Genomic DNA, 26,296 nt, shown 5'->3' on the forward strand with positions numbered 1-26,296 from the left:
CCTCGGCACCTCCATCTGAAAGCAAGATTATGCCCCCCGTTCTTATCGGGTGTAACGGTCGCGGAGCCCAAGCCTCCTCGCCCGAACGCCCCGTCTCATTCACCGAGCCGCCGCTCTCCGAGCAGTTTGCCATGGTCGCAAACGCCGGGGTGTTCGATTTCTTCGACCGTCTGCCGATGGCGGATGAGGTTGAGACCTTTCTTGAGCTCAGTGCGGCCAATAATCTCCCTGTGACCACCGCCAGTGGGGTTTACGCTTTGGGTGAGAGCTACCTGCCCACCCTTTGCGCCAATATGGAGCGCGCGGTGAAGGTGGGTGCCAAGTTCCATAATATGATGGTCTACAACTGGCACAGTGAAAAGCGCTGGGTCACGGATGATGAGGTCATTCGCGCCTGGGCGGACGCTTGGGAATTGGGGCAGGAGATCGGGATTGAGCCCTGTTTCGAGCTGCATGTGAACATGTGGAGCGAAGATCCGCGCCGCGTCGCCACTGTGGCCGAGGGGGCGGACAAGCTGGGCATCCCGTTCAACCTGACGCTCGATTACTCGCATATGCTCTTTAAGATGGGTGATGATGCGGAGTTGGACGTGTCGGGTATTCGCGAAGATGTCGCTGCCGGGCGGGTCGTGCTCGACCCGTATGAGCTGGGCAATTTGGTGGATCAATGGCTCGATGCGGGGCTGGTGCGGTGGTTCCAGCTGCGCTCCGTGACGCCGTCGGGGCCGCGCAACCTCTGGTCCAAACATGACAGCTCCAATGGCGCGGCGGGCGTGCCCAACGACCCTTATCAGCGGGCGCGCGAAGGCGAATACGGTCGCGCGATCCTCTATCCGTTTACCCGTCCGGTGCCCGGCGAATGGCATTCGTCTTGGGAGGCCTGGCGGCTTGAGCCCTGCAAGCATGTGGCGCGCAAAATGTTGAAATACCATGCCGAAGCGCCGGAAAGCCGGTTGGCAGTGATCACCACGGAAATGATCAATCTCACCGACTATGCCGATGGCGCAAAGTTTTCCCTCATTGGCCAGAATGCCGCGATTGCGCGGTTTCTGCGCGATGAAATGGCAGCGCTTGGCTTGCCGCAGGGAGGCGCTCATGGCTGATGCGTCGATGATGCTCGAAGTGGTCGAGCGGGTTCAGGAAAGCCAGAACGTGATTTCTCTGCGGCTGAAAGTCGTGGAGGGTGCGTTCCAGCCCTTCTTGGCGGGCCAGCACCTGCCGTTGCGGCTCGATCTGCCGGAGCGCAAGCTTGCGACCTACACGATCTCTTCCGATCCTGCCGATCACGGCGGCTACCGGATCAGTGTCAAGATCGAACCGAATGGCAAGGGCGGTTCGCGCTTCCTGCATGAGGTGCAGGTTGGTGCGCGCATTGCGGCGGAGCGTCCGCGTGGCAAGTTCGTGCTGGCCGACGATGCGCGGCCCGTGCTGTTGCTGACGGGCGGCATCGGGGTCACCCCGGCGCTCTCGATGCTCTCCGTTCTGGCGCGCCAACCGGAGCGGCCCGTCTATTTTGTTCATGCCTGCCTGTCTGCGACCGAGCACAGCTTTGCCGATGAGGTCGCAGAGATCGTGACCAGTGCGCCGAATGTAAGAGGCTATGTGGCCTATGCCGAAGGGGGCGAGACGGATGTGGCTGCGGGGCGTTGTCAGGGGCTTGGCCTTTTGTCTCGTGAGACATTGCGTGCGCTTCTGCCGCTCGATGCCTATCACGTCTATCTTTGCGGGCCTGACGGGTTCATGTCTGCCATGCGGGCAGCTTTGGTGTCTCTCGGCGTAGCGGATGCGGAAATCCATCAGGAGACCTTTGGTGGTGGGGTGTCTGTGGTAAAAAAAGAGGCAAAACGGTCTGCGCTGCCTGAGGCGGTTGTCACAGGTGTGACAGAAATCGGAGCCAGTCCGGTGGTGCGTTTCGTGAAATCCGGCCTGGAGGTGGCTTGGGATGGTTCGAGTGACAACCTTTTGGAGCTCGCCGAGGCCCAAGGCCTGAGGCCGGAATTCGAATGCAGATCCGGTATATGTGGGACATGCGCATGCCGCAAGCTCAGCGGAGAAGTTGCGTATACGGAAGATCTGATCGATTCGCCGAAGGAGGGGGAAATCTTCCTCTGCTGCTCCGTCCCGAAAGGCGATGTGACGCTCGATTTGTAATATCACCTGCCTGCAATTCGGTGCGTATGATTAAATTATGTGCAAAACCGTGGATTAACAACACGGGGAGCGGAAAATTATACGGCCGAATAATTTGTTTCTATACAAACGATATTGGCTGCGCTTTTCTGATCCTGTCACGGAGCAAAAGACCCGCAAAGGGCTGAGGACTCCAACAGTTAATCGCACCGCCTTCAAAGGCCCAAATGACGAGATACCAACGCTGCGATCCGCATGGTGCGGGTTGCGCCCGGGTGGGCTTTGTCTGCTCGCACCTGCTACACTTTAGAAAACAACAGGGACCCCATGAAACGACGCCATCTCCTTGCCTCCGCCTTCTGTCTGACTGCCGCGACTGCGCTGCCGTTCGGTGCCGCCATGGCCGAAGATGCCTACCCGAGCGAGCCGATCCACATCACCGTGGTCTGGCCCGCAGGCGGCGGTCACGACCTTGTGGCCCGTCTGATCGGGCATGAGCTTTCCACCATCATGGACACCGCAGTCGTGGTCGACAACGTCACCGGCGCGGGCGGCTCCACCGGCATGCGCCACATCGTCAACGCCAAACCCGATGGCTATACCATCGGGGTGATGGGGCTGCATGCCGTGTCGCAATCCTACATGAACACCAGCGCGCCCAAGCTCGACGCTCTCGATCCGATCGTTTACATCAGCGACGAACCCGGCGCGCTTGAGATCGCCGCTTCCACCGGCATCGACACGCTCGAAGGCTATATCGAAGCGATGAAGAAAGATCCGATGGCCTTGATGAACGGCAACGATCCGCAAGGGGGCAATTCCTTTGTCTTCGCTGAGGTGATCCCCGAGGCGCTTGGCGTCGAGATGATGAAACTGCCCTATCCGGGACACGCGCCGACCGTTACCGCGCTTTTGACTGGTGAGGTTCAGACCGCGACCCTGCCGATCCCGCCGATTCTTGAGCATACCTATGCGGGCACCGTGAATGTGCTGGGTGTGGCCTCCGAGACCCGTCACCCGAAGCTGCCCGATGTGCCGACCTTCAAAGAGCAGGGCTATGACATCGTGGTGAACGATTTCGTCATGATGGTGGCGCCGAAAGGCATCCCGGAAGATGTGCGCAGCAAGCTCGAAGAGGGGCTTCTGGCCGCTGTGAACAGCGAAGGGTTCAAGGCTGCCGCCGACAAGAACGGTTTGGTGTTGCGCCCGCTCGGGGCCGAAGGCGCCGCCGCAGAACTCGCGAAGCAGGAAGAGCTGGTCTACCCGCTCCTCGACAAAGCCGGTCTGGTTGCGCCTGAACTGAAGCGCGACTGATCCTCCCCGGGACGGAGGTGCCTCCGTCCCAAAATTTACCCAGGCCAGTGACCCAAGGAGCCCGATATGAGTCCGCCCATTGATGGATCTGCGCGCAAGACCCTCGCTGTCGGTCTGTTTTTCCTGCTGTTGGCCGGGATTGGCTGGCTCATGTTGCAGCAAAGCCGGAATATGTATTCCGGTATGCCGATGCCGGGCGATCCGGGGCCGTTTTTCCTGATCGGACTATGTCTGATGGTTCTCGTGATAGCGGGTGGGCTGTTGTTCGTCTTGGGGCTCTGGGGCTTTCGAGATCAGGGCGAGAGCTTTACGCCAACCTATCGCTTGGTCGAAACCGCGCGAGCTTGGGCCTTGTCGATCGCGTTCGTGATCTCGCTTCTGATGATGCCGACGGGGATGCGCGCGCTTGGAACGACCTTCGCCGTTGCTCTGTTCTCCATGGTCTGGATTTACGTGCTTCTGACCACAGTGCGGGGCCATGCGCTGCGCCATGTGATCGAAGCGCTGCTGTTTGGCGCGGGCGCGGCGCTCTTCGTCAATCTGATTTTCGTGCGCCTCTTGACTCTGCCACTTCCTGTCTGATCGGGCTTGCCATGCTACTCTCTTCTTTCGCCGATGTGCTTTTCGGCTTCGTTTCCAACCCGATGATGCTTGGCCTTGTGGTTCTGGGCACGGTGCTTGGCCTTGTGCTGGGTGCGATCCCTGGGATTTCCTCGACCATGGCGCTCGCAATTCTGATGCCCGTGACCTTTGCTATGGACCCGGGCGTTGCGATCCTGTTCCTGATCTCGATTTTCATGTCGAGCGTCTATGGCGGCTCGATTTCGGCCATCCTGATGAAGCTGCCCGGTACGCCAGCCTCGATTTTCACCCAGGTCGACGGCTACCCGATGGCACAACAGGGCCGGGCGGGGCATGCGCTCAATTTCGCACTCGTTGCCTCGACCATCGGCGGCATGGTGGGGCTTGCGATGCTCGTCCTTCTGGCGCCGGTGCTTGCGGGATTTGCCACCAATTTCCGCAGTCCTGAATTTGCCGCCGTGGCGCTTTTCGGCATCGTCATGCTGTCCTTTGCCTCCAACGGTTCCACGCTTGTGGCCTCCGTCGTCGGCTTTATCGGTGTGGCGCTCGGCATGATCGGCTTCGATGCGCTGACCGATGCGCAGCGCATGACGCTTAACACGCCGATGCTGCAATCGGGGTTGAACCTGATCCCGGTGATCATCGGCCTGTTCGGTCTTGGCGAAATCCTGCAAAACCTTGTGGGGTTTGGTGGTGCGCCCAAGGCGCGGCCGCAGATCGGCAAGGTGCTTTTACCGATGCATGAGCTGACCTCGCGCTGGAAAGTCATGCTGCGCGGGTCTGTGATCGGAACGTTCATCGGTGCGATCCCGGCGGCAGGCTCCGCCGTGGCGGTTTCCATCGCCTATGCGCAGGAGCGTCGCCTGTCGAAGGAGCCGGAGAAATTCGGTTCCGGGCATCCGGACGGTTTGGTGGCGCCCGAGGCCGCAAACAGCGCCTCCGTTGGCGGTTCGCTCATTCCGCTGATCGCTTTGGGCGTTCCGGGTGACACGATCACGGCCGTTTTGATGGGCGCGTTGATGGTCCATGGGCTGACGCCAGGCCCGCTTCTGTTCGCCAGCAACCCGACGTTTGTGTCGTGGATTTACGTTTCCGTGCTGTTGGCGCTTGTTGCTACGCTGGTGATCGGCCTCGGCATGATCCGCGCTGCCGTGTTGGTGACCAAAATCCCGCCGCAGCTCATGTATGTCTTCATTGCGGTTTTCTGTGTGATCGGCGCCTTCGCGATCCGCAACGACATGAACGACGTCTATGTGATGATTGCCTTCGGGGTGGTGGGGTTCGTGTTCTCGCGCCTCAGTCTTCCAGTCACGCCGCTGGCCTTTGGCTTGATCCTCGGCCCAATCCTCGAGGAAAACCTGCGCCGCAGCCTGATGATCAGCCGCGGCTCCTGGACGATCTTTCTGGAGCGTCCGATCTCGGCCACGCTGATTGTCATCTGTGTGGTCCTCGTATCTCTGCCCCTGTTGAAACGGGGTTGGGCAAAGCTGCGTTCTGGTTCCGCTTTGAGTATCAAGAAGGTGTTTTAATTATTAATTTGAATAATAAATACGCTTGAGCTTTGGGTCTCCGGTTGTCACAAAAAAAACGACTGAATTTCACAGCCGGGGTAGAGGTATGTCCGAAGGCGCAGAAGCAAAAACACGCCGCAAGCCTGGGCGCCCGAAAGAGGGTGTCGAACTGCGCGACGTTATTCTCGACAAGGCGGAGCTGATCTTTTCCGAGGTTGGGTTCAACGGTGCCAAGGTGCGCGATATTGCTGCCGGGGCAGGCGTAAATCAGGCGCTGGTGCGCTATTATTTCGGCTCGAAACAGGACCTGTTCGACGAGGTTGTTCGGCGGCGTGGCTCGGCGATTTCTGGTGTGCGTCATGTGCTTCTGGATCAGATCTTGTCTGGAGGGCGCGTGCCGAAAGTCGAAGAAATTGTGAAAAATTATCTTAAACCACAATGGGATATGAAATATTCGGGGCCGAATGGTGCGGCCTTTGTGCGCTTGCAGGCCCGGCTGCATTCCGAGCTTGATGAGCACGCGCTGCATCTGCGCAGCGAGGTCTACGATGCTTCGGTCAAACGCTATATCGCGGCATTGTGCGACGCGCTGCCGGAAATTCCGAAGGATGTGATCTCGATCCGCATGGCCTTCCTTGTCGGTACCTACATGTTCATGCTGAACGATCTCGGGCGGCTCAACGATCTGACCGACGGCCAGATCGGTGAGGTCGGGCAGGTCGATATGCTTGATCACTTGACGGTCTTCCTGTCGGCCGGTCTGCGTGCGCCGCTTCCCTAGGCAATTCGTGAATTTCTGCCGGGTCCGGCTTGTCTGAATAATTATTCAGACTTGTAATTATACAGAATTGTAATTACGCCTTGAGGCAACGCACCCTCAAGGACGAGAATCATGAAAAACTTTCGCATCGGGCAGATCGTGCCCAGCTCCAACGTCACCATGGAGACGGAGATTCCGGCGCTTCTGAAAGCGCGCGAGACCATCGCACCTGAGCGGTTCACCTTTCACTCCGCGCGGATGCGGATGAAACATGTGACGAAAGAAGAGCTTGAGAAGATGGATGCCGACAGCGACCGCTGCGCGTTGGAGCTCTCGGACGCCAAGGTCGACGTGATGGGCTACGCCTGCCTCGTGGCGATCATGTCCATGGGCAAGGGCTATCACTGCGTGTCCGGTCCGCGTCTTGCCGGTGTGGCCGCCGAAAATGGCGGGCCCGCACCGGTGGTGACCTCCGCCGGTGCGCTGATCGAGGGCATCCGGGCGCTTGGGGCCAAGAAAATCGCCCTCGTTGCACCCTATATGAAGCCTCTGACCGAGATGGTGGTCGAGTATATCCGCAACGAAGGTATCGAAGTCAGCGACTATATCGCATTGGAAATTCAGGACAATCTCGACGTGGCCGCACACGATCCGATGAACCTGCCGGAAATCGTCAAAGGGCTGAAGACCGATGATGTGGACGCGGTCGTGCTGTCGGCTTGCGTGCAAATGCCGTCGCTTCCCGCCGTGCCGATGGCCGAGGCGATCACTGGCAAGCCGGTTCTGACCGCAGCCATCGCCACCACATGGCAGATGCTCAAGGCGCTCGATCTCGACACACGCGTTCCCGGCGGCGGCACGCTTCTGTCCGGCGCGTATTGAGGAGGCTCCCATGTCTTATGGCTATAACGTTCAGGCCAACGGCATTCGCAACCACCTGATCCGCTATGAGGGCAAAGGCCCCGAGCTGCTTCTGATCCCCGGCATCACCTCGCCCGCGATCACATGGGGTTTTGTCGCCGAACGTCTGGCAGACGCGTTCGACGTCCATGTGCTCGACGTGCGCGGACGGGGGCTCAGCGAGACGGGGGATCTGGATTATACGCTCGACGCCATGGCCGCCGATGCAGTGGCGCTGGCCGAACAGATGGACCGACCGATTGTCATGGGTCACTCCATGGGCGCGCGCACCGCGATCCGGGCGGTGGCGACGAAACCCGAGGTGTTCAAGGGTGCGATCCTCGTTGATCCGCCGGTCTCCGGCCCGAACCGTCGGTCCTATCCGTCCCCTTGGGCCTGGTATGGCGACTCGATCAAAATGGCCGTGAAAGGTTGTTCGGGTGAGGATATGAAGGCCTATTGCCCGACATGGACCGACGAACAATGCGCGCTACGGGCCGAGTGGCTGCACACCTGTCACTGGGGGGCAATCCGGACCGCGTATGACGGGTTCCACACCGACGACATCCATGCGGATGTGCCGAAACTCAGCGTGCCGACGCGTTTGGTGATCGCGGGCGGCGCGCCGGTCATTCAGGACGAGGACGAGGCGGAGCTGAAATCGCTTTTGCCCGCCATGGAGGTCCGCACGGTCGAGGGCGCGGGGCACATGATCCCCTGGGACGATCTCGAAGGCTTCCTCGATGCCGTCATGGATTTCAAAGCTTAAGTCCGACCACATAACACAACAGGGAATACAGATATGGATCACGCGAGTTTCACGGACATCTGCCTGCATCAGTTGAAGATGTCGGGCGTGCAAAAGGACGAACGTCTCATCGTTCTGACCCAAGGCAACGAACGCCTCGACTATGCCGATGCGTTCATGGCCGCCGGTCGGATGCTGGGCGCCAATATGTATCACATGCGCCTGCCAGCGCCTGCCGTCATCGGCGAATGGGCGGTGGGGCAAACCGGTCTGGCGGCGATGCCCGACGCGGTCGAGGCGCTGAAAAACTGCGACATGCTGATCGACTGCATTTTCCTGCTGTTCTCGCCGGAGCAATTCGCCATTCAAGCCGCTGGCACTCGCATTCTCACCGCCGTGGAGCCGCCGGAGCTTTTGGCACGCATGCTGCCGACGCAGGAGATCCGCGAGAAAGTGACCATCGCGGGCGAGATGCTCGGTAAGGCCAAGGTCATGCGCATCACCTCGCCCCATGGCACGGATGTGACCTATAAGCTCAACACCTACCCGGCGGTGACGGAATATGCCTGCACCGACGAACCGGGGCGCTGGGATCACTGGCCGTCGGGGTTCGTGTTCACCGGCGGCGATGACGACGGGGTGGATGGCACCATCGTGGTCGCACCGGGCGATATCCTGTTGCCGCAGAATATGTATGTCAGCTCGCCCATCACCTACACCATCGAGAAAGGCTGGATCACCGACATTCGTGGCGGTCTCGATGCCGAGCTGGTGAAATCCTACATGGATGCCTTCAACGATCCGCGTGGCATGGGCATGAGCCATGTCGGTTGGGGCATGAACCCGAATGCCAAATGGCACAACATGGTGCCGGGCGCGTTCCCCGGCGGCATGGGCATGGAGCCGCGCGCCTTCTACGGCAACGTGATGTTCTCGACGGGGCCGAACAACGAGCTGGGCGGGCCGAACGACACCGCCTGTCACCTCGACATCCCGATGCGCAATTGTTCGCTTTTCCTCGACGACGAGCCGATCGTGATCGACGGCGATATCGTGGTGAAAGAGATCCAGATGGAACGCAGCTGAGGCGTCCCCTGCCTCAATCTGCCGGGCGGCTCTACTTACCTCGGGGCCGCCCATCTTTACAAAGGACAGGATCATGTCTCAGTCAGACACCTATAAGGCCGCAGGCTTCGGCGTCTCTGTGCCGCGTGGCACGAAACCCGGTATCGTGGTCGTGGATTTTTCTTACGGGTTCACGGATCTGCAATACCCGACGGCCTCGGATGCCGCGTTGCAAATGGCCCGGACCAAAGAGATTTGCGATGCGGCACGCGCCAAGGGGTTTCCGGTGATCTTCACCACCATCGCCTATCACCCCGGCGAGTTGGACAAGCTCCCGTGGCTCAAAAAAGCGACCGGGATGCGGGCGCTGATCGAAAACACGCGTCTGGTCGAAATCGACGCCGCCACGGGCATTCAACCCGAAGACGCGATTGTCACCAAAAAGGGTGCGTCGTCGTTTTTCGGCTCGACCTTGAACGCGCTTCTGACCGGCGCAGGCGTCGATACCGTTGTGGTGACAGGGGCGACGACATCGGGCTGTGTCCGCGCAACCGTCGTGGATGCGGTGCAGTCGGGCTATACCGTGTTGATCCCGCGCGATTGCTGCGCCGACCGGGCCGAAGCGCCGCATGAGGCGAACCTCTACGACATGGATCAGAAATACGGTGACGTCACCGACAGTGCGGATATTCTGGGCTGGCTCGAAAGCCTTTGAACCCGCCCAAATTGCAGGGAATGTTTGGGGGAGGCTGCGGTCTTCCCCTTTTTCATAGGAGAAAGCGATGTTTTACCTGACGAAAGACGGCTCTGGCCTGCCGCGCGATCCGTTTGCGGCGATTGTCTCGCCCCGGCCCATCGCGTGGATTTCGACACGCGGCACACATGGCGCGACCAACCTTGCGCCCTATTCGTTTTTCAACGCTGTGGCCTATACGCCGCCGCAAGTCATCGTGTCCTCCATCGGCGGCAAGCCGGATCGCGCCAAAGGCAAGGACAGCTACAGCCATATCCTTGAGACCGGCGTGTTCTGCATCAACATCGCCGGGTTTGAGGATCGCGAGGCGCTCAATGCCTCCTCTGCGGGTTATCCGGCGGATCGGAGCGAGTTTGAGGCTTTGGGGTTGAAGGCCGCGGACTGCGAAAGCATCGACTGTCCGCGACTTGCCGACGCTCCGGCAGCTCTGGAATGTCGGTTGACGCAGGTGATCGATCTGGAGGGAGAGGGCAATCTGATGATCCTCGCGCGTGTCGAGGCGATCCACCTGCGCGACGACTGCCTGACGGAAGAAGGGCGGTTCGATGTGCTGCGCTACAAGCCTTTGACTCGGCTTGGATACCAGGACTTCGCCTGCATAGATAAGCTGTTCCAGATGCGCCGCCCAAAACTTTGACATCATAAAAAACGGCCCCCGCAGGGGCCGTTTTCAATTCAGGCGAGGTCCGCCGTCATCGGGTCATAGGCGTAAACCCAGGCCGGATCTTCCGGCTCTTTGAGCCATGTGTTGGCGTTGGAAATCGTCTGCACCTTGGTGGCGCGGGCGTGGCGGGTCGCCTCGTAGGTTTTGAAGGCGGAGGCGTAATCCTCCATCCCGGAGATCGACAGCGCACGGGTCAGAACGGCGGCATCTTCGATCGCCATGCAGGCACCTTGGGCCATATGCGGGCGCATCGGGTGGCAGGCATCGCCCAGCATGACCAGACGCCCCTGGCTCCAGAGGTTCATCACATCGCGGTTCCAGAACGGCCATTTGGTCACGGTCTCGGTCGCGTCGATCAGGGCCTGAACGACGGGGTGCGACCCGCCGAAAATCGCTTCCATCTCTTCGCGGGAGCTGTCGACAAAGCTTGCTTCGTGGTCCCAGCTGTCCACCGGCACGCCGGTCACATAGTAATATTCCGACTGATCGTGTTTCGTCGCGTAAGTCATGATGTGACGGGATTGTTCCCACCACCATTTCACGCAGGGCTCGAAGTCCAGACCGGAAGAGCGCAGCTTGTTCATATCGACCAGCGCGCGATGGCCGACCCAACCGCTGTAACGCGGTTTTTCGACGCCCAGAAGTTTTTCGCGGATCATCGAGTTGATGCCGTCGGCACCGACCACGAGTTTCGCCGCAACCTTGTTGCCATTGGTAAAGGTCAAAAGAACGTCATTGTCGCGCTCTTCGATATCGGTCAGGCGATGATCGAAATGTACGGTGTCCTGGGGCAGGGCGTTGATTTGTTCGGCATGCAGATCGCCGCGGTGAATGGTGATGTAGGAGGCACCGTATTCCTTTTTGGCATAGTCGCCCAAGGGAATTTTCGACAGGTATTCGCCGGTCATCCCGTCGCGGGAGAACCAGAAATCCGGGTGTGAGCCGATCTCTTCGAGACGTTTCTCAAGCCCGATCTGGCGAAAAATTTTCATCACGTTCGGGCCGATATGGATGCCAGCGCCGAGACGGGTGAATTCGGGGGCCTGCTCGAAGGTGTGAACGGAGAAACCCGCGTCCAGCAGGAGAGCAGCCGCTGCTGCGCCGCCGAGGCCAGCGCCGATGACGGCGATATCTACTTGGTCGATCTGAGTCATGTGAGGTCCTGTGCGTCAGAGATATATTCATTTGTACACAAACAAATATCACATCAAGAAGCAGTGTCAAAAACAATGGTTGCCGCGGGAGCGGCAAACAGTCATCTGATGAAAATTTAATCAACTGGCAGCCGGCCGTCGTGGTGAGCACAGGCTCCTCGCTTCTATAAGCGATCTCAGGGCGGGAACAGGCAGAGCTCTCACGACATGGAGGGGACAGGCCTTGCGGCTCTTGTGCCGTGTCTGTTTTTACGATGGAGCCTGACATTCATGTCTTCGGTTCCTCTCGCTTGAATGGAGCTTGTGTGAGTACTCTATTCGAGAAAAGCAGGCAGTTCACCGCTTTGCACGCCAAGATCAAAATGTGGGCAAACCGGCGCAAAGGCAATTCTTCGCTCTTAAAAGCGATTTCAATTCAGTCTGTCGTTTGGGGATATGGTAGCGGAGGAGGGACTTGAACCCCCGACACGCGGATTATGATTCCGCTGCTCTAACCAACTGAGCTACTCCGCCGAAGTGCCGCGTAGATAGATTGAGCGACTGCGGGGGTCAAGAGGGATTTCGCCGAAATCCGGCAGAAAATTCCACTCAGGGCCACGCCCGCGTTCCCCGCCCGACTTGTTGCCCGTGCCACGATCTCCTAACCTCTCGCGACAGGCGAAAAGCGGGGCGGATATGGGCAGCACGGGACAATGGGATTTCTGGATCGACCGGGGCGGCACCTTCACCGATGTGGTAGGGCGCGACCCTGAGGGGCGGCTTCATACGCTCAAACTGCTGTCCAACAATCCAGAGCGCTATCGCGATGCCGCCGAACAGGGGATTCGCGACCTGTTGGCTCTGGCTTCAGGCGCTCCGATCCCGCGGCGTGCGATCAGAGCGGTCAAGATGGGCACGACGGTCGCGACCAATGCGCTGCTGGAGCGCAAGGGCGAGCGGGTGCTTCTGCTGATCACCGAAGGTTTCCGTGATCTGCTACGCATCGGTTATCAGGCCCGGCCCGATCTCTTCGCGCTCGAGATCAAACGCCCCGAATTGCTTTATGAAAGCGTCGCGGAGGTCCCGGAGCGGCTGGCGGCAGATGGCTCTGTCGTCACGCCACTCGATGAGAGCGCTGCCCGGGCGGCTCTGCAATCAGGGTTCGATCAGGGCATTCGCGCTGTTGCCATCGCTTTTCTGCACGCCTATCTCGAACCCGCGCATGAAATCCGCGTCGCGGAGATCGCACGGGAGATCGGCTTTACACAGGTCTCGACCTCGCATGAGACCTCGCGACTGGCAAAACTCGTCTCGCGCGGCGACACCACGGTCGTCGACGCCTATCTCTCCCCGATCCTGCGCCGCTATGTCGATCAGGTGGCCGAGGCGCTGTCGTTGGGCCATGCCTGCGAGCGGCTGTTGTTCATGCAATCGAATGGCGGGTTGACCGATGCGGCGCTGTTTCAGGGTCGTGATGCGATCCTCTCCGGGCCTGCGGGCGGCATCGTCGGCATGGTGCGCACGGGTGAGGCGGCGGGATTTGAAAGGCTGATCGGCTTCGATATGGGCGGCACTTCGACCGATGTCTCGCATTACGCGGGCCTTTATGAACGCACCTTCGAGACTGAAGTCGCTGGTGTGCGGTTGCGTGCGCCGATGATGGATATTCATACGGTCGCAGCCGGTGGCGGCTCGATTTGCAGCTTTCGGGAGGGTCGGTTTCAGGTCGGTCCCGAAAGTGCGGGGGCCGATCCGGGGCCTGCCGCTTACCGCCGTGGCGGGCCACTGACGGTGACCGATTGCAACGTGTTTCTGGGCAAACTGTCGCCCGATCATTTCCCGCATGTCTTTGGGCCGGAGGGCAAGGAACCGCTGGACGTCGATGCCGCCCGACGCGGGTTTGAAGAGTTAACTGCGGAGATCAACGCGGCCACCGGGCAGAGCCTTATGCCCGAAGAGGTGGCGGAGGGTTTTCTGCGGATCGCGGTCGACAATATGGCCAATGCGATCAAGAAAATCTCGGTCGAGCGCGGACACGACGTGTCGCAATATACGCTGCAATGTTTTGGTGGCGCGGGCGGACAGCACGCCTGTCTCGTGGCCGATGCGCTCGGTATGACGCGGGTGCTGATCCACCCTTTTGCCGGTGTGCTTTCGGCCTATGGCATGGGGCTGGCGGACATCCGGGCGCTGCGGGAGGTGCAACTGGACCTGCCGCTTGACGATCTTTCTGCCGCAGAAGGCGCGCGCGCGGCATTGGTGGCGGAGGCGCAGGCGGAGGTGGCCGCGCAGGGTGTGGCGCAGATCAGAACCCTGACACGGGCTCATCTGCGCTATACCGGCTCGCACCAGACGCTCGATGTGCTGTTTGGGACTATGGCGGAGATGACGGCGGCGTTTGAGGTCGCGCACAAGGCACGGTTCGGTTTTGCGCCGCCGGGGCGGGCCCTGATCCTCGATATGCTGGCCGTGGAGGCCGTGGGGGAAACCGGTGAACCCCCTATGGTCGCGCCTATGGGAGTGGGAGAGGTCGCGCCGAAAGCGATGATGTCCGTCACGGCGTCCGGTTGGGGTGAGGTGCCGCTATTCGACCGACTGAGACTGCCGCAAGGCGTGGACATTCAGGGTCCGGCTGTGATCTCCGAGCCGACAGGCACCAATGTGATCGAACCGGGCTGGGTGGGGCGGCTTGATGCGCAGGGCAACCTGATCCTGACCCGCGCCGCGCCCGTCGAGCGTAGTGCTGCCGTGGGAACCGAGGCCGATCCGATCCTTCTCGAGGTGATGTCGAACCTGTTCATGTCTGTCGCCGATCAGATGGGTGCAACGCTGGCGAACACGTCGTGGTCGGTCAACATCAAGGAAAGGTTCGATTTTTCCTGTGCGATCTTTGACGCTCAGGGCCGTCTCGTCGCCAATGCGCCGCATGTTCCGGTGCATCTCGGCTCCATGTCGGACTCGGTGCAGACGGTGATCCGGCAGTTTTCAGATGCCGCCGAGGGTGACGCCTTCGTGCTCAATTCGCCCTATCGCGGCGGTACCCATCTGCCGGACATCACTGTGGTGACGCCGGTATTTGTGGACGGAAAACCTGCCTATTGGCTGGGCGCGCGCGGGCATCACGCGGATGTCGGCGGGCGCACGCCGGGATCGCTGCCCCCCGATAGCACAACGCTCGAAGAAGAAGGTGTGGTGATCGAAACCACGCGCATCGTGACGGCAGGGCGGTTCGAGGAAGAGAAGATGCGCGCGCTGATGGCCTCGGGGCGCTATCCCGCGCGCAATATCGACCAGAACATTGCCGATCTTCAGGCGCAGGTGGCCTCGAATGAGACGGGAAAACAAGCGCTTATGGGCGTTGTCGCCCGCTATGGTGCGGAGGTGGTCACGGCCTATATGCAGCATGTGCAGGACAATGCCGAGGCCTCCGTGCGTGCGGTGATCGACCGGCTCTCAGATGGGGAATTCACCTATCCGATGGACGATGGCGCAGAGATCAAGGTGCGTCTTACGGTCGATGCGGCCACCCGCACGGCGACCGTCGATTTCACCGGAACTTCGTCGCAGCACAAGGGAAATTTCAATGCACCTCTGTCGATCTCTCGCGCGGTGGTTCTCTATGTTTTCCGGACACTTGTGGGCAAAAACATCCCGCTGAACGAGGGCTGTCTCAAGCCGCTTCATATCATCGTGCCGGAGGGGTCGATGCTCAATCCGGGCGAGGGGGCGGCGGTGATTGCGGGGAACACGGAGGTGTCGCAGGCGGCGTGCAATGCGTTGTTCGGGGCCTTGGGGGTGATCGCCGGGTCGCAGGGGACGATGAATAATTTTGTCTGGGGGAACAATGACTTCCAGAATTATGAAACCATCGCGGGCGGCACGGGCGCAGGGCCGGATTTCGACGGCTGCGACGCGGTGCAGTCGCATATGACCAACACGCGGATGACCGATCCCGAAATTCTCGAAGCGCGGTTTCCGGTGCGGCTTCTGGAATTTTCCATCCGTCCGAATTCGGGCGGTCAAGGCGCGCATCATGGCGGTAACGGATTGATCCGAAAGATGGAATTCCTGACGCCGGTGACAGTCACGACACTCTGTTCGCACCGGGTCATACCGCCTTTTGGCGTCGATGGCGGTGCGCCGGGGGCGGTGGGGCGGAACTTTGCAATCTTGCCGGACGGCGCGGACATTCCGCTTCAGGGCAATGACGAGATCGACCTTCCGGCAGGCGGGATTTTCGTGATGGAAACGCCCGGCGGCGGGGGCTTTGGGGCGGCCTGATCGCCGCCCGAAATCGCTCCGAAATGACTGTCGGCAAAGCGTCGGATTTGTGTCGGACTTTTGTCGGGCACGAAACGCGCAGGGCGCGGCGAGCCTAAGCCTCTGCCAAATCCTCCGCGATTTGCCGGAACATCGCGAGGGTCTTAAGGTTGATCGCGCCATCGCCCACCCGGAAATCCGTGTCGGCGGCATTCTGGGCGATCACCACGCCCGCCGCGCGGTGGATATACATGTATTGCCCGTAGATGCCGATGCCGAAGAACTCGCCTTCGCGCGCCTCGGGCGGCAGCCACCATTGCAGGCCATAGCGCAATTGCCCGTCGGGGATTTTCGCGGTCTCGGGATCGGGCAGGGGCGCGGTCTGTTGCGTCATGCGGTCAACCCACGCTTCCGACACGATCCGGGTGCCGTTCCATGCGCCTTTTTGCAGCATCATCTGGGCAAGACGGGCATAATCGCGGGTGCTCATGTTAAAGCCGCCCGCGACGAAAGGCTCCTGTTCCTCATCGGTGATGACGAAACCGCTGTGCTCGAACCCCATGGGTCGGATCACATGGGCGTTCAGCAGGTCGATCATCTTTTGACCGGTCAGCGCCCGGATCATCATGCCGATGACATGGGTGTCGACGGTGACGTAATGCATATAGGTGCCGGGGGGCCATTGCCGGGTGAGCGTGGCGGCGAAATCGTCCATCGAGCCGCCGACCCCGATGATCCGACCCATGCGGTTGATGTCGGAATGATAGTCGACATAGTCCTCGTTGAAACGCACGCCGCTCGACATGGTGAGCACGTCGAGGAGGCGCACGCCGTCATAACCGCTGCCCTTGAGCGCGGGCAGATGGTCCTGCACCTCGGCTTCGAGAATGTCGGCGGGGATCAGCCCTTTGTCGATCAGGATGCCAAGCAGGAGTGCTGTGACGCTTTTCGACATGGACCATGAGATATTGCGGTCTTCGGGCCGGGTGCCGTGAAAATACTGCTCGTGACGGATGGCACCGTCTTTCAGGACGAGAAAGCTTTTGACGTTCCGGTCGATGAAGTAGCGGTCGAGATCAACGTGTGTCGTGAGCGGCGCTTTTGCCTCAGGCAAAGCGCTTGGCTGGGAGGCGGGCATGTCGAAGGGCAGGGCGTGGAAGAGCTGATCGAGATGGGAAAAATTCCAGACGATCTTGCCGGGCGCAAACAGGCTGTTGACCCGCGCGAGCCGTTTGACGCCGGTCATATCGAGCCGGAGGAGGCGGCCACCTATGATTTTCGCGGTGTCGATCAGTGCCGAAGCTTGCATGGCTGTCCCCTGCTGTCGTTTCCATGAAACTGTGCAGGGGAAGCAAGGCTGTGTCGAGGTTTTCCGGCCCGTTACGATGCGTCAGAGGTGACGACCCAAGGCGTGTCGAACCAATGTTCTTCGAGGTTCGGGGTGTCCCCGATCCGGTCGATGACGGCGAAAAGTCCGTTGCCGGTGAGCGGCGTCAGGACGCCATGCCATGTGCCACGGTGAAAGTTGATCGCCTGCGCACCATCGGTGACGAAGGCGCGGGGCGCGGCCTCGGGACCGTCGGAGACGATGACGAGGTACGGATCGGCGGACATCGGCACGAAGGCCTGCGACCCTTCCGGGTGGCGTTCGATCAGGTCGAGCGTGTAGGGAAAGTCCCGCAGTTCGGCGTGGAAGATCGAAATGCCGACGCGTCCGCCGGTGTCCGGGGCGACATCGACCGAAGCGCGGTCGTGGTAGCGACCGCATTTGCCCTGATTGATGATCTTGTCCGGCGCGCCGACCGCGTCGAGCACATCGCCGTAAGGGGCGAAGGCCTCGGGGGTCAGCGGTTCGGTGGTGATGACGCGGCTCATCCCAGCTCCAGCTTGGCGTGACGGTTGACGTCTTTGTACAGGAGATAGCGGAACGGGCGGCGACCGGCGGCGTAACAGGCCTGCGGGCAGAAGGCGCGGAGCCAGAGGAAATCGCCCTCGGAGACCTCGACCCAGTCCTGATTGAGCAGGTAGACGCCGCGACCCTGAAGCACATAGAGCCCGTGTTCCATGACATGGGTTTCGGCGAAGGGGATGGTGCCGCCCGGCAGGAAGGTCACGATATTGACGTGGAAATCGTAGCGCAGATCGTGCGGATCGACGAAGCGCGACGTGGACCAGTAACCCGAGGTGTTCGGCATTTCCACCGGGGGCCTTTCCATATCGGCGGTGACGAAGCTTTCGGGTTTGTCGATGCCCGGCGCGGGTTCGTAGCGTTTGCGAATCCAAACGAAGGTCGCGGGCGTGTCGTTGTCGTTCTGCACGGTATATGTGTCGCCGGGGGCGACGAAAACATAGCTGCCGGGGTCGAGCTGATAGGCGCGCGCACCGATGGTGAGGCGCATGTGGCCCGCGAGGACGAAGATCACGCATTCGGCCATCGGATCGGGTTCCGGGTCGGTCGTGCCGCCGCCGGGGGAGACCTCGACAATCAGTTGCGCGAAGGTTTCGGCAAAGCCGGTGAGCGGGCGGGCCAGAACCCAGGCGCGGGTCTTGTCCCAGCCGGGCAGATAGCTCACCACGATGTCGGACATCACCCCATGCGGGATGACCGCATAGGAATTGGTGAACACGGCACGCTCGCGGGCGTGGTTGTTTTGATCGGGCAGGCCGCCGGTGGGGGCGCAGTAGGTGTATTCGTAGCTCATCGCGTTTCTCAGAGGTTCATGTCCTTGAGACGATGCCACGCGATCCGTTCGACCTGTTTGCAGGCGGTTCTGAATTCGCTGTCCCGGTCGTTGCCGAGCCGGGTGTGGAATGCGTCGAGGATTGTCGCCTTGGTATTGTCTTTCACGGCGATGATAAAGGGGAAGCCGAATTTTTCGGTATAGGCGGTGTTAAGGGTCTCGAAAGTGGCGCGTTCCTCGTCGGTGAGCGCGTCGAGACCGGCGGAGGCCTGTTCCGTGGTGCTTTCAGCCGTGAGGCGTTTGGCCTGTGCGAGTTTTCCGGCGAGATCGGGGTGGGCGATCAGCACGCCGTCCTTTTCGGCCTCGGATGCGGCGCGGAAAGCGCGGCAGAGGACGGAATGGACGCCGACGGCGCTGTCATGCGCTGGGCCAAGCTCCAGCTCCCAAGCGCGTTCGGCCACCCAAGGGGAATGCTCGAACACGCCGCCGAATTTCGCGACGAAGTCTTCCTTGGACATCTGCGAGGGGCGGGTTTTGCGCGTGTGTGGATGGGTTTTGGCCCAATGGCGCGCCATGTCGATGCGGCGCGGCGTCCAGACGCCGTCGAAGGTTTGGATATAGTCGATGAAGCGTTTGAGGCCCGCCATTTTGCCGGGACGCCCGATCAGGCGGCAATGCAAGCCGATGTTCATCATTTTCGGCGTGCTGGTCGTGCCCTCAGCATAGAGCGTGTCGAAAGCGTCCTTGAGATAGGTGAAGAATTGCTCGCCGGTGATCCAGCCGGGGCTGGTGGCGAAGCGCATGTCGTTGGCCTCAAGCGTATAGGGGATGATCAGCTGATCACGCTCGCCGACTTCGAGCCAATAGGGCAGGTCGTCGTCATAGGTGTCGGAGACATAGTCGAACCCGCCCTCCTCAGATACGAGGCGCACGGTGTTGGCCGAACAGCGCCCGGTGTACCAGCCATAGGGGCGTTCCCCGGTGACTTCCTCGTGCAGCTTGATCGCCGCTTGAATGGAGGCGCGTTCTTCCTCCTCCGGCATGTCCTTGTGTTCGACCCATTTGTAGCCATGGGAGGCGATCTCCCATCCGGCATCCTGCATCGCCGCGACCTGTTCGGGCGACCGGGCCAGAGCCGTGGCGACGCCGTAGATGGTCACGGGGATGTCGGCTTCGGTGAAGAGACGGTGCAGACGCCAGAAGCCTGCGCGCGCGCCGTATTCGTAGATCGATTCCATGTTCCAGTGGCGCTGGCCCTTCCACATGGCCGCGCCCGCGATGTCTGACAGGAAGGCCTCAGAGGCCTCATCGCCATGCAGCACACAGTTTTCGCCGCCTTCCTCATAGTTCAGCACGAATTGCACCGCGACCTTCGCGCCTCCGGGCCACTTCGGATCGGGCGCATTGGCCCCGTAGCCCAACATGTTTCGAACATAGCGCGGTGGATTTTTCGGCATTTCCTTTGGCCTTCGTGTTTTTTGACTAATTGGTAGGCTTGTTAGATATCGAATACTCTTTTGTATGCAATCTGACGAGATTGATTGTTGCTGCGACGGCGGCTTTCCGACAGTCTCCAAACGAAACGCTAACTATTTGGGCAGCTTCGCCATGACTTCCGGTTTTTTGACCACCCATGTTCTCGATACGGCCAAGGGTTTGCCGGCCGAGGGGATCGAGATTGCGCTCTACCGCGTCTCCGGCAACAGTCACACAAAGATTGCGACGGCCGTGACGAATGCCGACGGACGGACGGACACACCGATTCTGCCCGCCGGGACATTTAAGACCGGCACCTATGAGCTGATTTTCTTTGCAGGCGACTACCTGCGGCGCACGGGACAGGCAGGAGGGGAGCCTCTGTTCCTCGATCAGATCCCGATCCGCTTCGGGATCAATGACGCGGAGAGCCATTATCACGTGCCGCTGTTGCTGTCGCCTTACAGCTATTCGACCTATCGGGGGAGCTAACATGACGTTGATGCCGATTTTCTGGGAATGGGCGGAGTTTGCCCTGCGCTGGCTGCATGTGATCACCGCGATTGCGTGGATCGGGTCGTCTTTCTATTTCATCGCGCTCGATCTCGGGCTGCGGCCCTCGTCGGATCGTCGCCAAGGCGTGTCGGGTGAGGAATGGCAGGTCCATGGCGGCGGCTTTTATTTCATTCAGAAATACATGGTCGCGCCTGCGCGGATGCCTTCGGACCTGATCTGGTTCAAATGGGAAAGCTATTCGACCTGGCTCACGGGTTTCGCACTTATGGCGGTGGTCTATTACCTCGGCTCTGAACTGTATCTCGTCGATCCGAACGTGTTGGAGATGTCGAGCGGCATGGCGATCGCGATTTCCGTGGCTTCGCTGGCCTTCGGTTGGATCGCATACAACACGATTTGCAAGCTGATGCTGGGCAAGGACGACACCTGGCTGATGGTCATCCTCTATGTGATCCTTGTGGCGATGGCCTGGGGCTATACGCAGGTGTTTTCGGGCCGGGCCGCGTTTCTGCATCTGGGCGCGTTTACGGCGACGGTGATGAGCGCCAATGTGTTCTTCATCATCATTCCGAACCAGAAGGTGGTGGTCGAGGATCTCAAGGCCGGGCGCACGCCCGATCCGAAATACGGCAAGATCGCCAAGCAGCGCTCGACCCATAACAACTACCTGACCCTGCCGGTCATCTTCATGATGCTGTCGAACCACTACCCGCTCGCCTTCGCCGCCAAGTACAACTGGATCATCGCGGCGCTGGTGTTCCTGATGGGGGTCACGATCCGGCATTTCTTCAACACGATGCACAAACGCGGGGGCATGCTGTGGTGGACATGGGGGCTGACCGTGGGGCTTTTCCTCGCCGTCATGTGGTTGTCGACGGCAGGCATTTACATGCAGGACGAGGGCGAGGACGAAGCCGCCCTTGGTCCGGTGGCGCAGCGCTTTGCCTCGGCTGCCGGGTTCGAGGAGGTGCATGATATCGTCACCACCAACTGCTCCATGTGCCATTCCAGAGAGCCCTATTGGGAGGGCATGGCCTCGCCGCCGAAAGGCGTGCGGCTTGAGACCACGCAGGAGGTGGCGACCATGGCGAAAGAGATCTGGCTTCAGGCCGGGGTGACCCACGCCATGCCGCCTGCGGGCAGTTACATGGCGCTCGATGACGAGAGCCGCGCGGCCATTCGCAAATGGTACGAAGCGGGGCTTGAGGGATAAAAAGGGCGGGGTCTTCCCCGCCTTATTTCTTTGAGAAGGACCAGCGGGTTTCCTGCCGGTAGGTGTCTTCGGGATCGAGCCGGACCGAAGGAAAGTCTGAGCGGTTCGGCGCATCCGGCCAGCGCTGGGCCTCAAGTGCGACGCCGCAAAACCCGACCTCCGGCACGCCGCGATGGCCGTTCATCGCGCCGCTGCCGATGGGGGCGGCGTCGAAGACCTGAAGCCCCGGCTCGGTGGTGTCCATGCGCAGCGTGATGCCGCTTGTCCCGCGCAGCACGGCGGCGGGTTTCATCTTGCCCGGCCCGTCCGCAAGGCAGAAATTGTGGTCAAAGCGCTGGGCGTCCGAAGGGCGCAGCACATGGCCGTCGCTGAGATCGAAGCCGGTGCCGCTCACGTCCAGCACGCCGGTAGGGATCATCCGACCGTCGACCGGGGTGTAGCGATCCGCGAAGACCTGAAGCCAATGGCCGTCGGTGGTCGCCGTGCCGTCGAGGTTCCAATAGGAATGGTTGGCGAGGTTCAAAAGCGTCGGCGCATCGGTGGTGGCGGTGAGTTCGAGACGGAGCGTTGCGGGGGCCTCGACCGTATAGCGCGCGGTGATCAGGCGGTTGCCAGGAAAGCCGCCCTTGCCGTCGGGCAGGGTCAGGGTGAGGGTCACGGAGGTGGCGCTTAGGGCGGCGATCTTCCACAGTTCGGTGTGCAGGCCTTGGGGGCCGCCATGCAGGAGCGTCTCGCCCTCGTTGGCTTCGAACCCCAGTTCCCGCCCGTCAAGCTCCGCCCGCGCGCCGGAAATCCGGTTGGCGACGGGGCCGACGATGGCGCCGAAATACTCCATCGGCCCGTGTTCATAGGCGGCAATTTCCGATCCGCCGAGCGTCAGCCCATAGGGCACGCCGCGCAGCCGGACGTCGTTGAGGATTGCACCGTAGGACAGAATGGTGACGCTCAGATCGCCAGCGGTCAGTGTGATCGCGTCAACGCGGCGCCCGTCTTTCAGATGACCGAAAAGCTCTTTCATCGGGTCAACCTTTCACGTGCAAGGCGTAGCCCGGCGAGCGTTATGGCGTGGCCGTCGGCCTGAGAGACCGGGACGAACTGGCTTTCAAGGGCTGTGCGATAGGGGGCGCGGAGGGGGGCGGGGGCTATGACGGCCACGGGTTGGCCGAGCCAGTAGGACCGAGTGGCGGCGAGTTCCGTGCCGATCAGCGCGGCGGTGGCGCGGGAGGTGGCTTCCGTTGGGGCGATTTCATCCAGATCGACCGCGGTTTTCAGCGCAGCCAGTCGCAGGGCGGCGTGCTCCGGGCGGGACATGGTGTCGGAAAGCGCCTCGGAGAAGGCCTCTGGATCGCCGAGTGTCAGCCCGTCGAAGGCGGCGCCCAGCAGGGTGCCGGTCAGAAACCGCCGCATGGAAACGATTTCCTCGGCGCTGACATGGGCCCAGAGGGTCGATGTGGCGGAGGGCAGGCAGAGGATGCCGTCGAATTTCGGATTTTGCGCGATGAACCCGGCCAGCGTCACCTCTTCGCCCCGTGTCACGGTGCGGGGATGATCCTGCGACAGGGGCGGGATGTCGGGAGATTGAAGCGTCTCGGGCAGGGCAGTGCAGGGCAGGTTGCGCGGGGACGCGGCAGTTCCTGCGATGACTGCAAGAGCGCTGCGATTTTCGGGGTTGGTCCGGGTCGGGGCGGAGGAGGCGCTGTCGAGATCCCAGAGCCATAGCTCCGTCCCGTCGAAGATCCCCGCCTGTGCGCTCATCCGTGCCTCCCTCGTGTCATAGTGTTTATGGCGCGAGGGGCACGGGGTTGCAATGGGGCGCTGGCGTCGATCAGCTTTTGAGTTCGGCCGGGTAGCCCGCCTTTTTCAGCGCGTCGAGAATGGCTTCGTCGCCGGCCTCGGAAAAGACGTCGATTTCGTGCGCGTTCATATCGGCCTCGATCTCGACCGTGTCGTCGATGGCTTCGAGCGCTTCGGTGATGGCGGCCTTGCAATGGCCGCAGGTCATGTTGGGAACGGAAAAGACGGACATATTTTAGACCCTTGTTTGAGAAATCCGCACGGATCGCTCGAACGCGCCGTGGCTCTGCACTATATCTAACTCCGATCAGACAGAAGGCCAGAGTGGAAAATATGCACAGCACCCGTTTCTCCGTCGAAGGTATGACCTGCGCCTCCTGTGTGGGGCGCGTCGAACGTGCGCTCAAAGGCACGGAGGGCGTCGAGGCCGCCAATGTGAACCTTGCGACCGAAACGGCGGATGTGCGCTTCGGCGACGGTGTCGATGTGGCGCGTCTGGTCGAGGTGCTCGACAAGGCGGGCTATCCGGCGCGGGTGGAGGAGCTGACGTTCGATGTGCAGGGCATGACCTGCGCCTCCTGTGTCGGGCGGGTCGAACGGGCCTTGCAGGCGGTCGAAGGGGTGACGGCAGCCTCCGTCAATCTCGCGACCGAGACGGCGACGGTGACGTATCTGACGGGTGTGCAGGATGCCGAAAGCCTGACCAAGGCCATCGCGGGGGCGGGCTATGAGGCGAAGCCGCGGGTCGATACGACGGCCGAACCGGTGAACCGCAAGGAAAGCGAAGCGCGGGAGATCCGCGGCAAGCTGATCCTCGCCGCTGTGCTGACCCTGCCGATTTTCCTGATCGAGATGGGGGGGCATCTGATCCCGGCGCTGCATCATTGGTGGATGATGTCTGTGCCGGAATGGCTCTGGCGCATGGTGCAATTTGCCTTGACGACCGTGATTCTTGCGGTGCCGGGGCGGGTGTTTTTCGCCAAGGGCATTCCCGCGCTCCTGAAGGGCGGGCCAGATATGAACGCGCTGGTCGCGCTGGGCGCAGGCGCGGCCTATCTGTTTTCGACGGTGGTGACCTTCTGGCCCCGTGCCGTGCCGATGGGGGCGCAGAACGTCTATTTCGAGGCCGCCGCCGTGATCGTGACCCTGATCCTTCTGGGCCGCTGGCTCGAGGCGCGGGCCAAGGGGCGCACGGGCGAGGCGATCCGCAAACTTGCGGGGATGCGGGCCAAGACCGCACGGGTTGAGCGCGCGGGCGAGGTGGTCGAGGTTCCGATCGAAGAGATCAAGGTGGGCGATGTGCTGCACCTGCGTCCGGGCGAAAAGATCGCGGTGGACGGCAAGGTTTTGTCGGGCGACAGCCATGTCGATGAGGCGATGATTTCGGGCGAACCGCTCCCGGTGGCGAAAGCCGAAGGGTCGCCGGTGATCGCGGGGACGGTCAATGGCGAAGGCACGATGACCTATCTGGCCGAAAAGGTCGGGGCGGATACGATGCTGGCGCAGATCATTCGCATGGTCGAGGACGCGCAGGGCGCGAAACTGCCGATCCAGTCGATGGTCGACAAGGTGACGATGTATTTCGTCCCGGTCGTGATGGGGCTGGCGGCGCTGACCGTGCTGGTCTGGCTGATCTTCGGACCGGAGCCTGCGCTGGCGCATGCTCTGGTCGCGGGCGTTGCGGTGCTGATCATCGCCTGCCCCTGTGCCATGGGGTTGGCAACGCCGACCTCGATCATGGTGGGCACCGGGCGCGCCGCCGAGCTTGGCGTGTTGTTCCGCAAGGGGGATGCGTTGCAGGGCTTGCAAGAGGTCAAGGTGATTGCCTTCGACAAGACCGGCACGCTGACCGAAGGGCGGCCGGACGTCACCGAGGTGACGGTTCTGGCGGGCGAGGAAGACGCGCTTCTCGCCGAGGTTGCCGCAGTCGAGGCCAAGTCGGAACATCCCATCGCACGGGCCATCGAGCGTGCCGCCGAGACGCGGGGGCTGGTTTTGCCACAGGTCGACAAGGCACGGGCGATTGCCGGGCATGGGATCAAGGCGGAGATCGGCGAGGTGACGCTGCATGTCGGAAACATGCGGCTGATGACCCGCGAAAAGATCGACACCGCGCCGTTCGAGGTGCCGCTTGCGGCGCTGGCAGACCGGGGACGCACGCCGGTTCTTGTGGCCCGCAATGGCGTGGCGGTGATGGTGATCGGGATTTCCGATCCGGTGCGGCCCGCTTCGCGCAAGGCGGTCGAGGCGCTTCATGCGCGCGGCATCAAGGTGGCGATGGTGTCGGGGGATACCCGCCGCGCCGCCGAAGTGATCGCGCGGGATCTCGGGATCGATCATGTCGAGGCGGAGGTGCTGCCGAAAGGCAAGGCGAAGATCGTCGCGGCGCTCAAGGAGGCCCATGGCGCGGTCGGTTTCGTTGGCGACGGGATCAACGACGCGCCGGCGCTGGCCTCGGCGGATGTCGGCATTGCGGTCGGGACCGGCACGGATGTCGCCATTGAGGCGGCGGATGTGGTCTTGATGGGCGGTGACCCGTCGGCGGTGGTGACCGCCTATGACGTGAGCCACAAGACCATGGTGAACATCCGGCAGAACCTGTTCTGGGCCTTTGCCTATAACGCGGTGCTGATCCCGGTGGCGGCAGGCGTGCTCTATCCGGGGTTCGGACTTCAGCTTTCGCCGATGCTCGGCGCGGGTGCGATGGCGATGTCTTCGGTGTTCGTGGTGTCGAATGCGCTCAGGCTGCGACGGATGGCCGCGGCATTTTGAATCAGCAAAAAGGCCAGTGTTGC

Annotated in this window: 23 protein-coding genes and 1 tRNA gene; 15 read left to right on the plus strand and 9 right to left on the minus strand. The window is 61.3% G+C overall.

From position 1 onward, the window contains the following. The first annotated feature begins 29 nt into the window (after positions 1 to 29). The 11 genes from V1471_RS17190 (at position 30) to V1471_RS17240 (ending at position 10,401) form a co-directional block, all read left to right on the plus strand. A complete protein-coding gene (locus V1471_RS17190; protein WP_434290376.1) occupies positions 30 to 1,103 on the plus strand; it encodes a xylose isomerase in 1,074 nt (357 codons plus the stop codon). Continuing rightward, positions 1,096 to 2,151, plus strand: coding sequence for an FAD-binding oxidoreductase (locus V1471_RS17195; RefSeq protein ID WP_434290377.1), 1,056 nt, complete (start codon positions 1,096 to 1,098; stop codon positions 2,149 to 2,151). The genes V1471_RS17190 and V1471_RS17195 overlap by 8 nt, the downstream gene beginning before the upstream one ends. 306 nt (positions 2,152 to 2,457) lie before the next feature. Continuing rightward, positions 2,458 to 3,444: a Bug family tripartite tricarboxylate transporter substrate binding protein gene (locus V1471_RS17200; RefSeq protein ID WP_434290379.1), complete on the plus strand. Its 987-nt coding sequence runs from the start codon at positions 2,458 to 2,460 to the stop codon at positions 3,442 to 3,444. A gap of 66 nt (positions 3,445 to 3,510) precedes the next feature. Then, the gene (locus V1471_RS17205; protein ID WP_434290381.1) at positions 3,511 to 4,026 is read left to right on the plus strand and encodes a tripartite tricarboxylate transporter TctB family protein; all 516 of its coding nucleotides are present in this window, start codon (positions 3,511 to 3,513) and stop codon (positions 4,024 to 4,026) included. Between the two features lie 11 nt (positions 4,027 to 4,037). Continuing rightward, the gene (locus tag V1471_RS17210) at positions 4,038 to 5,555 is read left to right on the plus strand and encodes a tripartite tricarboxylate transporter permease (protein ID WP_434290383.1); all 1,518 of its coding nucleotides are present in this window, start codon (positions 4,038 to 4,040) and stop codon (positions 5,553 to 5,555) included. Between the two features lie 88 nt (positions 5,556 to 5,643). Then, on the plus strand, positions 5,644 to 6,318 hold the full coding sequence (locus V1471_RS17215) for a TetR/AcrR family transcriptional regulator (RefSeq protein ID WP_434290384.1): 675 nt from the start codon (positions 5,644 to 5,646) through the stop codon (positions 6,316 to 6,318). A gap of 159 nt (positions 6,319 to 6,477) precedes the next feature. Further along, complete coding sequence (locus V1471_RS17220; RefSeq protein WP_434290968.1) at positions 6,478 to 7,179, plus strand: maleate cis-trans isomerase family protein; 702 nt, start codon at positions 6,478 to 6,480, stop codon at positions 7,177 to 7,179. Positions 7,180 to 7,189: 10 nt separating this feature from the next. Continuing rightward, positions 7,190 to 7,966, plus strand: a complete 777-nt coding sequence (locus V1471_RS17225; protein WP_434290386.1) for an alpha/beta fold hydrolase — start codon at positions 7,190 to 7,192, stop codon at positions 7,964 to 7,966. Between the two features lie 33 nt (positions 7,967 to 7,999). Beyond that, complete coding sequence (locus V1471_RS17230) at positions 8,000 to 9,031, plus strand: leucyl aminopeptidase (protein WP_434290387.1); 1,032 nt, start codon at positions 8,000 to 8,002, stop codon at positions 9,029 to 9,031. A 73-nt stretch (positions 9,032 to 9,104) separates the two neighbouring features. Next, positions 9,105 to 9,725 (plus strand): isochorismatase family protein, encoded by a 621-nt coding sequence (locus V1471_RS17235; RefSeq protein WP_434290388.1) that lies wholly within the window; start codon positions 9,105 to 9,107, stop codon positions 9,723 to 9,725. Positions 9,726 to 9,792: 67 nt separating this feature from the next. Then, the gene (locus tag V1471_RS17240) at positions 9,793 to 10,401 is read left to right on the plus strand and encodes a flavin reductase family protein (RefSeq protein ID WP_434290389.1); all 609 of its coding nucleotides are present in this window, start codon (positions 9,793 to 9,795) and stop codon (positions 10,399 to 10,401) included. 38 nt (positions 10,402 to 10,439) lie between these two features. Here V1471_RS17240 and V1471_RS17245 read toward each other — a convergent pair whose 3' ends face one another. Then, entirely contained in the window at positions 10,440 to 11,582 is a 1,143-nt protein-coding gene (locus V1471_RS17245; protein ID WP_434290390.1) for an FAD-dependent monooxygenase, read from the minus strand. A gap of 436 nt (positions 11,583 to 12,018) precedes the next feature. Further along, a tRNA-Met gene (locus tag V1471_RS17250) sits at positions 12,019 to 12,095 on the minus strand. A gap of 162 nt (positions 12,096 to 12,257) precedes the next feature. Here V1471_RS17250 and V1471_RS17255 point away from each other — a divergent pair. Then, the gene (locus V1471_RS17255) at positions 12,258 to 15,842 is read left to right on the plus strand and encodes a hydantoinase B/oxoprolinase family protein (RefSeq protein WP_434290392.1); all 3,585 of its coding nucleotides are present in this window, start codon (positions 12,258 to 12,260) and stop codon (positions 15,840 to 15,842) included. A 94-nt stretch (positions 15,843 to 15,936) separates the two neighbouring features. On the opposite strand, the gene V1471_RS17260 is transcribed toward V1471_RS17255, so the two are convergent. The 4 genes from V1471_RS17260 to puuE all read right to left on the minus strand — a co-directional run bounded on the left by V1471_RS17260 (position 15,937) and on the right by puuE (position 19,959). Continuing rightward, entirely contained in the window at positions 15,937 to 17,130 is a 1,194-nt protein-coding gene (locus V1471_RS17260) for a serine hydrolase domain-containing protein (protein WP_434290393.1), read from the minus strand. 71 nt (positions 17,131 to 17,201) lie between these two features. After that, positions 17,202 to 17,696 (minus strand): ureidoglycolate lyase, encoded by a 495-nt coding sequence (locus tag V1471_RS17265; RefSeq protein ID WP_434290394.1) that lies wholly within the window; start codon positions 17,694 to 17,696, stop codon positions 17,202 to 17,204. Next, complete coding sequence (locus V1471_RS17270; protein ID WP_434290396.1) at positions 17,693 to 18,523, minus strand: bifunctional allantoicase/(S)-ureidoglycine aminohydrolase; 831 nt, start codon at positions 18,521 to 18,523, stop codon at positions 17,693 to 17,695. The genes V1471_RS17265 and V1471_RS17270 overlap by 4 nt, the downstream gene beginning before the upstream one ends. 8 nt (positions 18,524 to 18,531) lie before the next feature. After that, the gene (gene puuE, locus V1471_RS17275; RefSeq protein ID WP_434290398.1) at positions 18,532 to 19,959 is read right to left on the minus strand and encodes an allantoinase PuuE; all 1,428 of its coding nucleotides are present in this window, start codon (positions 19,957 to 19,959) and stop codon (positions 18,532 to 18,534) included. Positions 19,960 to 20,110: 151 nt separating this feature from the next. Between puuE and uraH the strand changes: the two genes are divergently transcribed. Together uraH and V1471_RS17285 are read left to right on the plus strand one after the other, a co-directional pair. After that, positions 20,111 to 20,470, plus strand: coding sequence for a hydroxyisourate hydrolase (gene uraH / locus V1471_RS17280; protein ID WP_434290399.1), 360 nt, complete (start codon positions 20,111 to 20,113; stop codon positions 20,468 to 20,470). Position 20,471: 1 nt separating this feature from the next. Beyond that, positions 20,472 to 21,707 (plus strand): urate hydroxylase PuuD, encoded by a 1,236-nt coding sequence (locus tag V1471_RS17285; RefSeq protein WP_434290400.1) that lies wholly within the window; start codon positions 20,472 to 20,474, stop codon positions 21,705 to 21,707. Positions 21,708 to 21,729: 22 nt separating this feature from the next. Here the strand turns inward: V1471_RS17285 and V1471_RS17290 are convergent, their stop codons facing one another. From V1471_RS17290 to V1471_RS17300, 3 genes are all read right to left on the minus strand, one after another. Next, positions 21,730 to 22,725 carry an aldose epimerase family protein gene (locus V1471_RS17290; protein WP_434290401.1) on the minus strand — a complete coding sequence of 332 codons (996 nt, stop codon included), beginning with the start codon at positions 22,723 to 22,725 and terminating at the stop codon, positions 21,730 to 21,732. After that, positions 22,722 to 23,462, minus strand: a complete 741-nt coding sequence (locus V1471_RS17295) for a 2-dehydro-3-deoxygalactonokinase (protein WP_434290403.1) — start codon at positions 23,460 to 23,462, stop codon at positions 22,722 to 22,724. The genes V1471_RS17290 and V1471_RS17295 overlap by 4 nt, the downstream gene beginning before the upstream one ends. A 70-nt stretch (positions 23,463 to 23,532) precedes the next feature. Beyond that, positions 23,533 to 23,733 (minus strand): heavy-metal-associated domain-containing protein, encoded by a 201-nt coding sequence (locus V1471_RS17300; RefSeq protein ID WP_066702916.1) that lies wholly within the window; start codon positions 23,731 to 23,733, stop codon positions 23,533 to 23,535. Between the two features lie 101 nt (positions 23,734 to 23,834). Here V1471_RS17300 and V1471_RS17305 point away from each other — a divergent pair, with 101 nt between their 5' ends. Beyond that, a complete protein-coding gene (locus V1471_RS17305) occupies positions 23,835 to 26,273 on the plus strand; it encodes a heavy metal translocating P-type ATPase (RefSeq protein ID WP_434290405.1) in 2,439 nt (812 codons plus the stop codon). Positions 26,274 to 26,296 lie beyond the last annotated feature (23 nt).

Source organism: Celeribacter sp. SCSIO 80788, assembly GCF_051054295.1.
Lineage (GTDB): Bacteria > Pseudomonadota > Alphaproteobacteria > Rhodobacterales > Rhodobacteraceae > Celeribacter.

Coding starts and splice junctions, on each gene's coding strand:
- V1471_RS17245 (WP_434290390.1), bottom strand. CDS start 11,582: ATGACTCAGATCGACCAAGTAGATATCGCCGTCATCGGCGCTGGCCTC.
- V1471_RS17215 (WP_434290384.1), top strand. CDS start 5,644: ATGTCCGAAGGCGCAGAAGCAAAAACACGCCGCAAGCCTGGGCGCCCG.
- V1471_RS17220 (WP_434290968.1), top strand. CDS start 6,478: ATGGAGACGGAGATTCCGGCGCTTCTGAAAGCGCGCGAGACCATCGCA.
- V1471_RS17205 (WP_434290381.1), top strand. CDS start 3,511: ATGAGTCCGCCCATTGATGGATCTGCGCGCAAGACCCTCGCTGTCGGT.
- V1471_RS17270 (WP_434290396.1), bottom strand. CDS start 18,523: ATGAGCTACGAATACACCTACTGCGCCCCCACCGGCGGCCTGCCCGAT.
- V1471_RS17255 (WP_434290392.1), top strand. CDS start 12,258: ATGGGCAGCACGGGACAATGGGATTTCTGGATCGACCGGGGCGGCACC.
- V1471_RS17210 (WP_434290383.1), top strand. CDS start 4,038: ATGCTACTCTCTTCTTTCGCCGATGTGCTTTTCGGCTTCGTTTCCAAC.
- V1471_RS17305 (WP_434290405.1), top strand. CDS start 23,835: ATGCACAGCACCCGTTTCTCCGTCGAAGGTATGACCTGCGCCTCCTGT.
- V1471_RS17190 (WP_434290376.1), top strand. CDS start 30: ATGCCCCCCGTTCTTATCGGGTGTAACGGTCGCGGAGCCCAAGCCTCC.
- puuE (WP_434290398.1), bottom strand. CDS start 19,959: ATGCCGAAAAATCCACCGCGCTATGTTCGAAACATGTTGGGCTACGGG.
- V1471_RS17290 (WP_434290401.1), bottom strand. CDS start 22,725: ATGAAAGAGCTTTTCGGTCATCTGAAAGACGGGCGCCGCGTTGACGCG.
- V1471_RS17260 (WP_434290393.1), bottom strand. CDS start 17,130: ATGCAAGCTTCGGCACTGATCGACACCGCGAAAATCATAGGTGGCCGC.
- V1471_RS17195 (WP_434290377.1), top strand. CDS start 1,096: ATGGCTGATGCGTCGATGATGCTCGAAGTGGTCGAGCGGGTTCAGGAA.
- V1471_RS17285 (WP_434290400.1), top strand. CDS start 20,472: ATGACGTTGATGCCGATTTTCTGGGAATGGGCGGAGTTTGCCCTGCGC.
- V1471_RS17265 (WP_434290394.1), bottom strand. CDS start 17,696: ATGAGCCGCGTCATCACCACCGAACCGCTGACCCCCGAGGCCTTCGCC.
- V1471_RS17240 (WP_434290389.1), top strand. CDS start 9,793: ATGTTTTACCTGACGAAAGACGGCTCTGGCCTGCCGCGCGATCCGTTT.
- V1471_RS17230 (WP_434290387.1), top strand. CDS start 8,000: ATGGATCACGCGAGTTTCACGGACATCTGCCTGCATCAGTTGAAGATG.
- V1471_RS17225 (WP_434290386.1), top strand. CDS start 7,190: ATGTCTTATGGCTATAACGTTCAGGCCAACGGCATTCGCAACCACCTG.
- V1471_RS17235 (WP_434290388.1), top strand. CDS start 9,105: ATGTCTCAGTCAGACACCTATAAGGCCGCAGGCTTCGGCGTCTCTGTG.
- uraH (WP_434290399.1), top strand. CDS start 20,111: ATGACTTCCGGTTTTTTGACCACCCATGTTCTCGATACGGCCAAGGGT.
- V1471_RS17295 (WP_434290403.1), bottom strand. CDS start 23,462: ATGAGCGCACAGGCGGGGATCTTCGACGGGACGGAGCTATGGCTCTGG.
- V1471_RS17300 (WP_066702916.1), bottom strand. CDS start 23,733: ATGTCCGTCTTTTCCGTTCCCAACATGACCTGCGGCCATTGCAAGGCC.
- V1471_RS17200 (WP_434290379.1), top strand. CDS start 2,458: ATGAAACGACGCCATCTCCTTGCCTCCGCCTTCTGTCTGACTGCCGCG.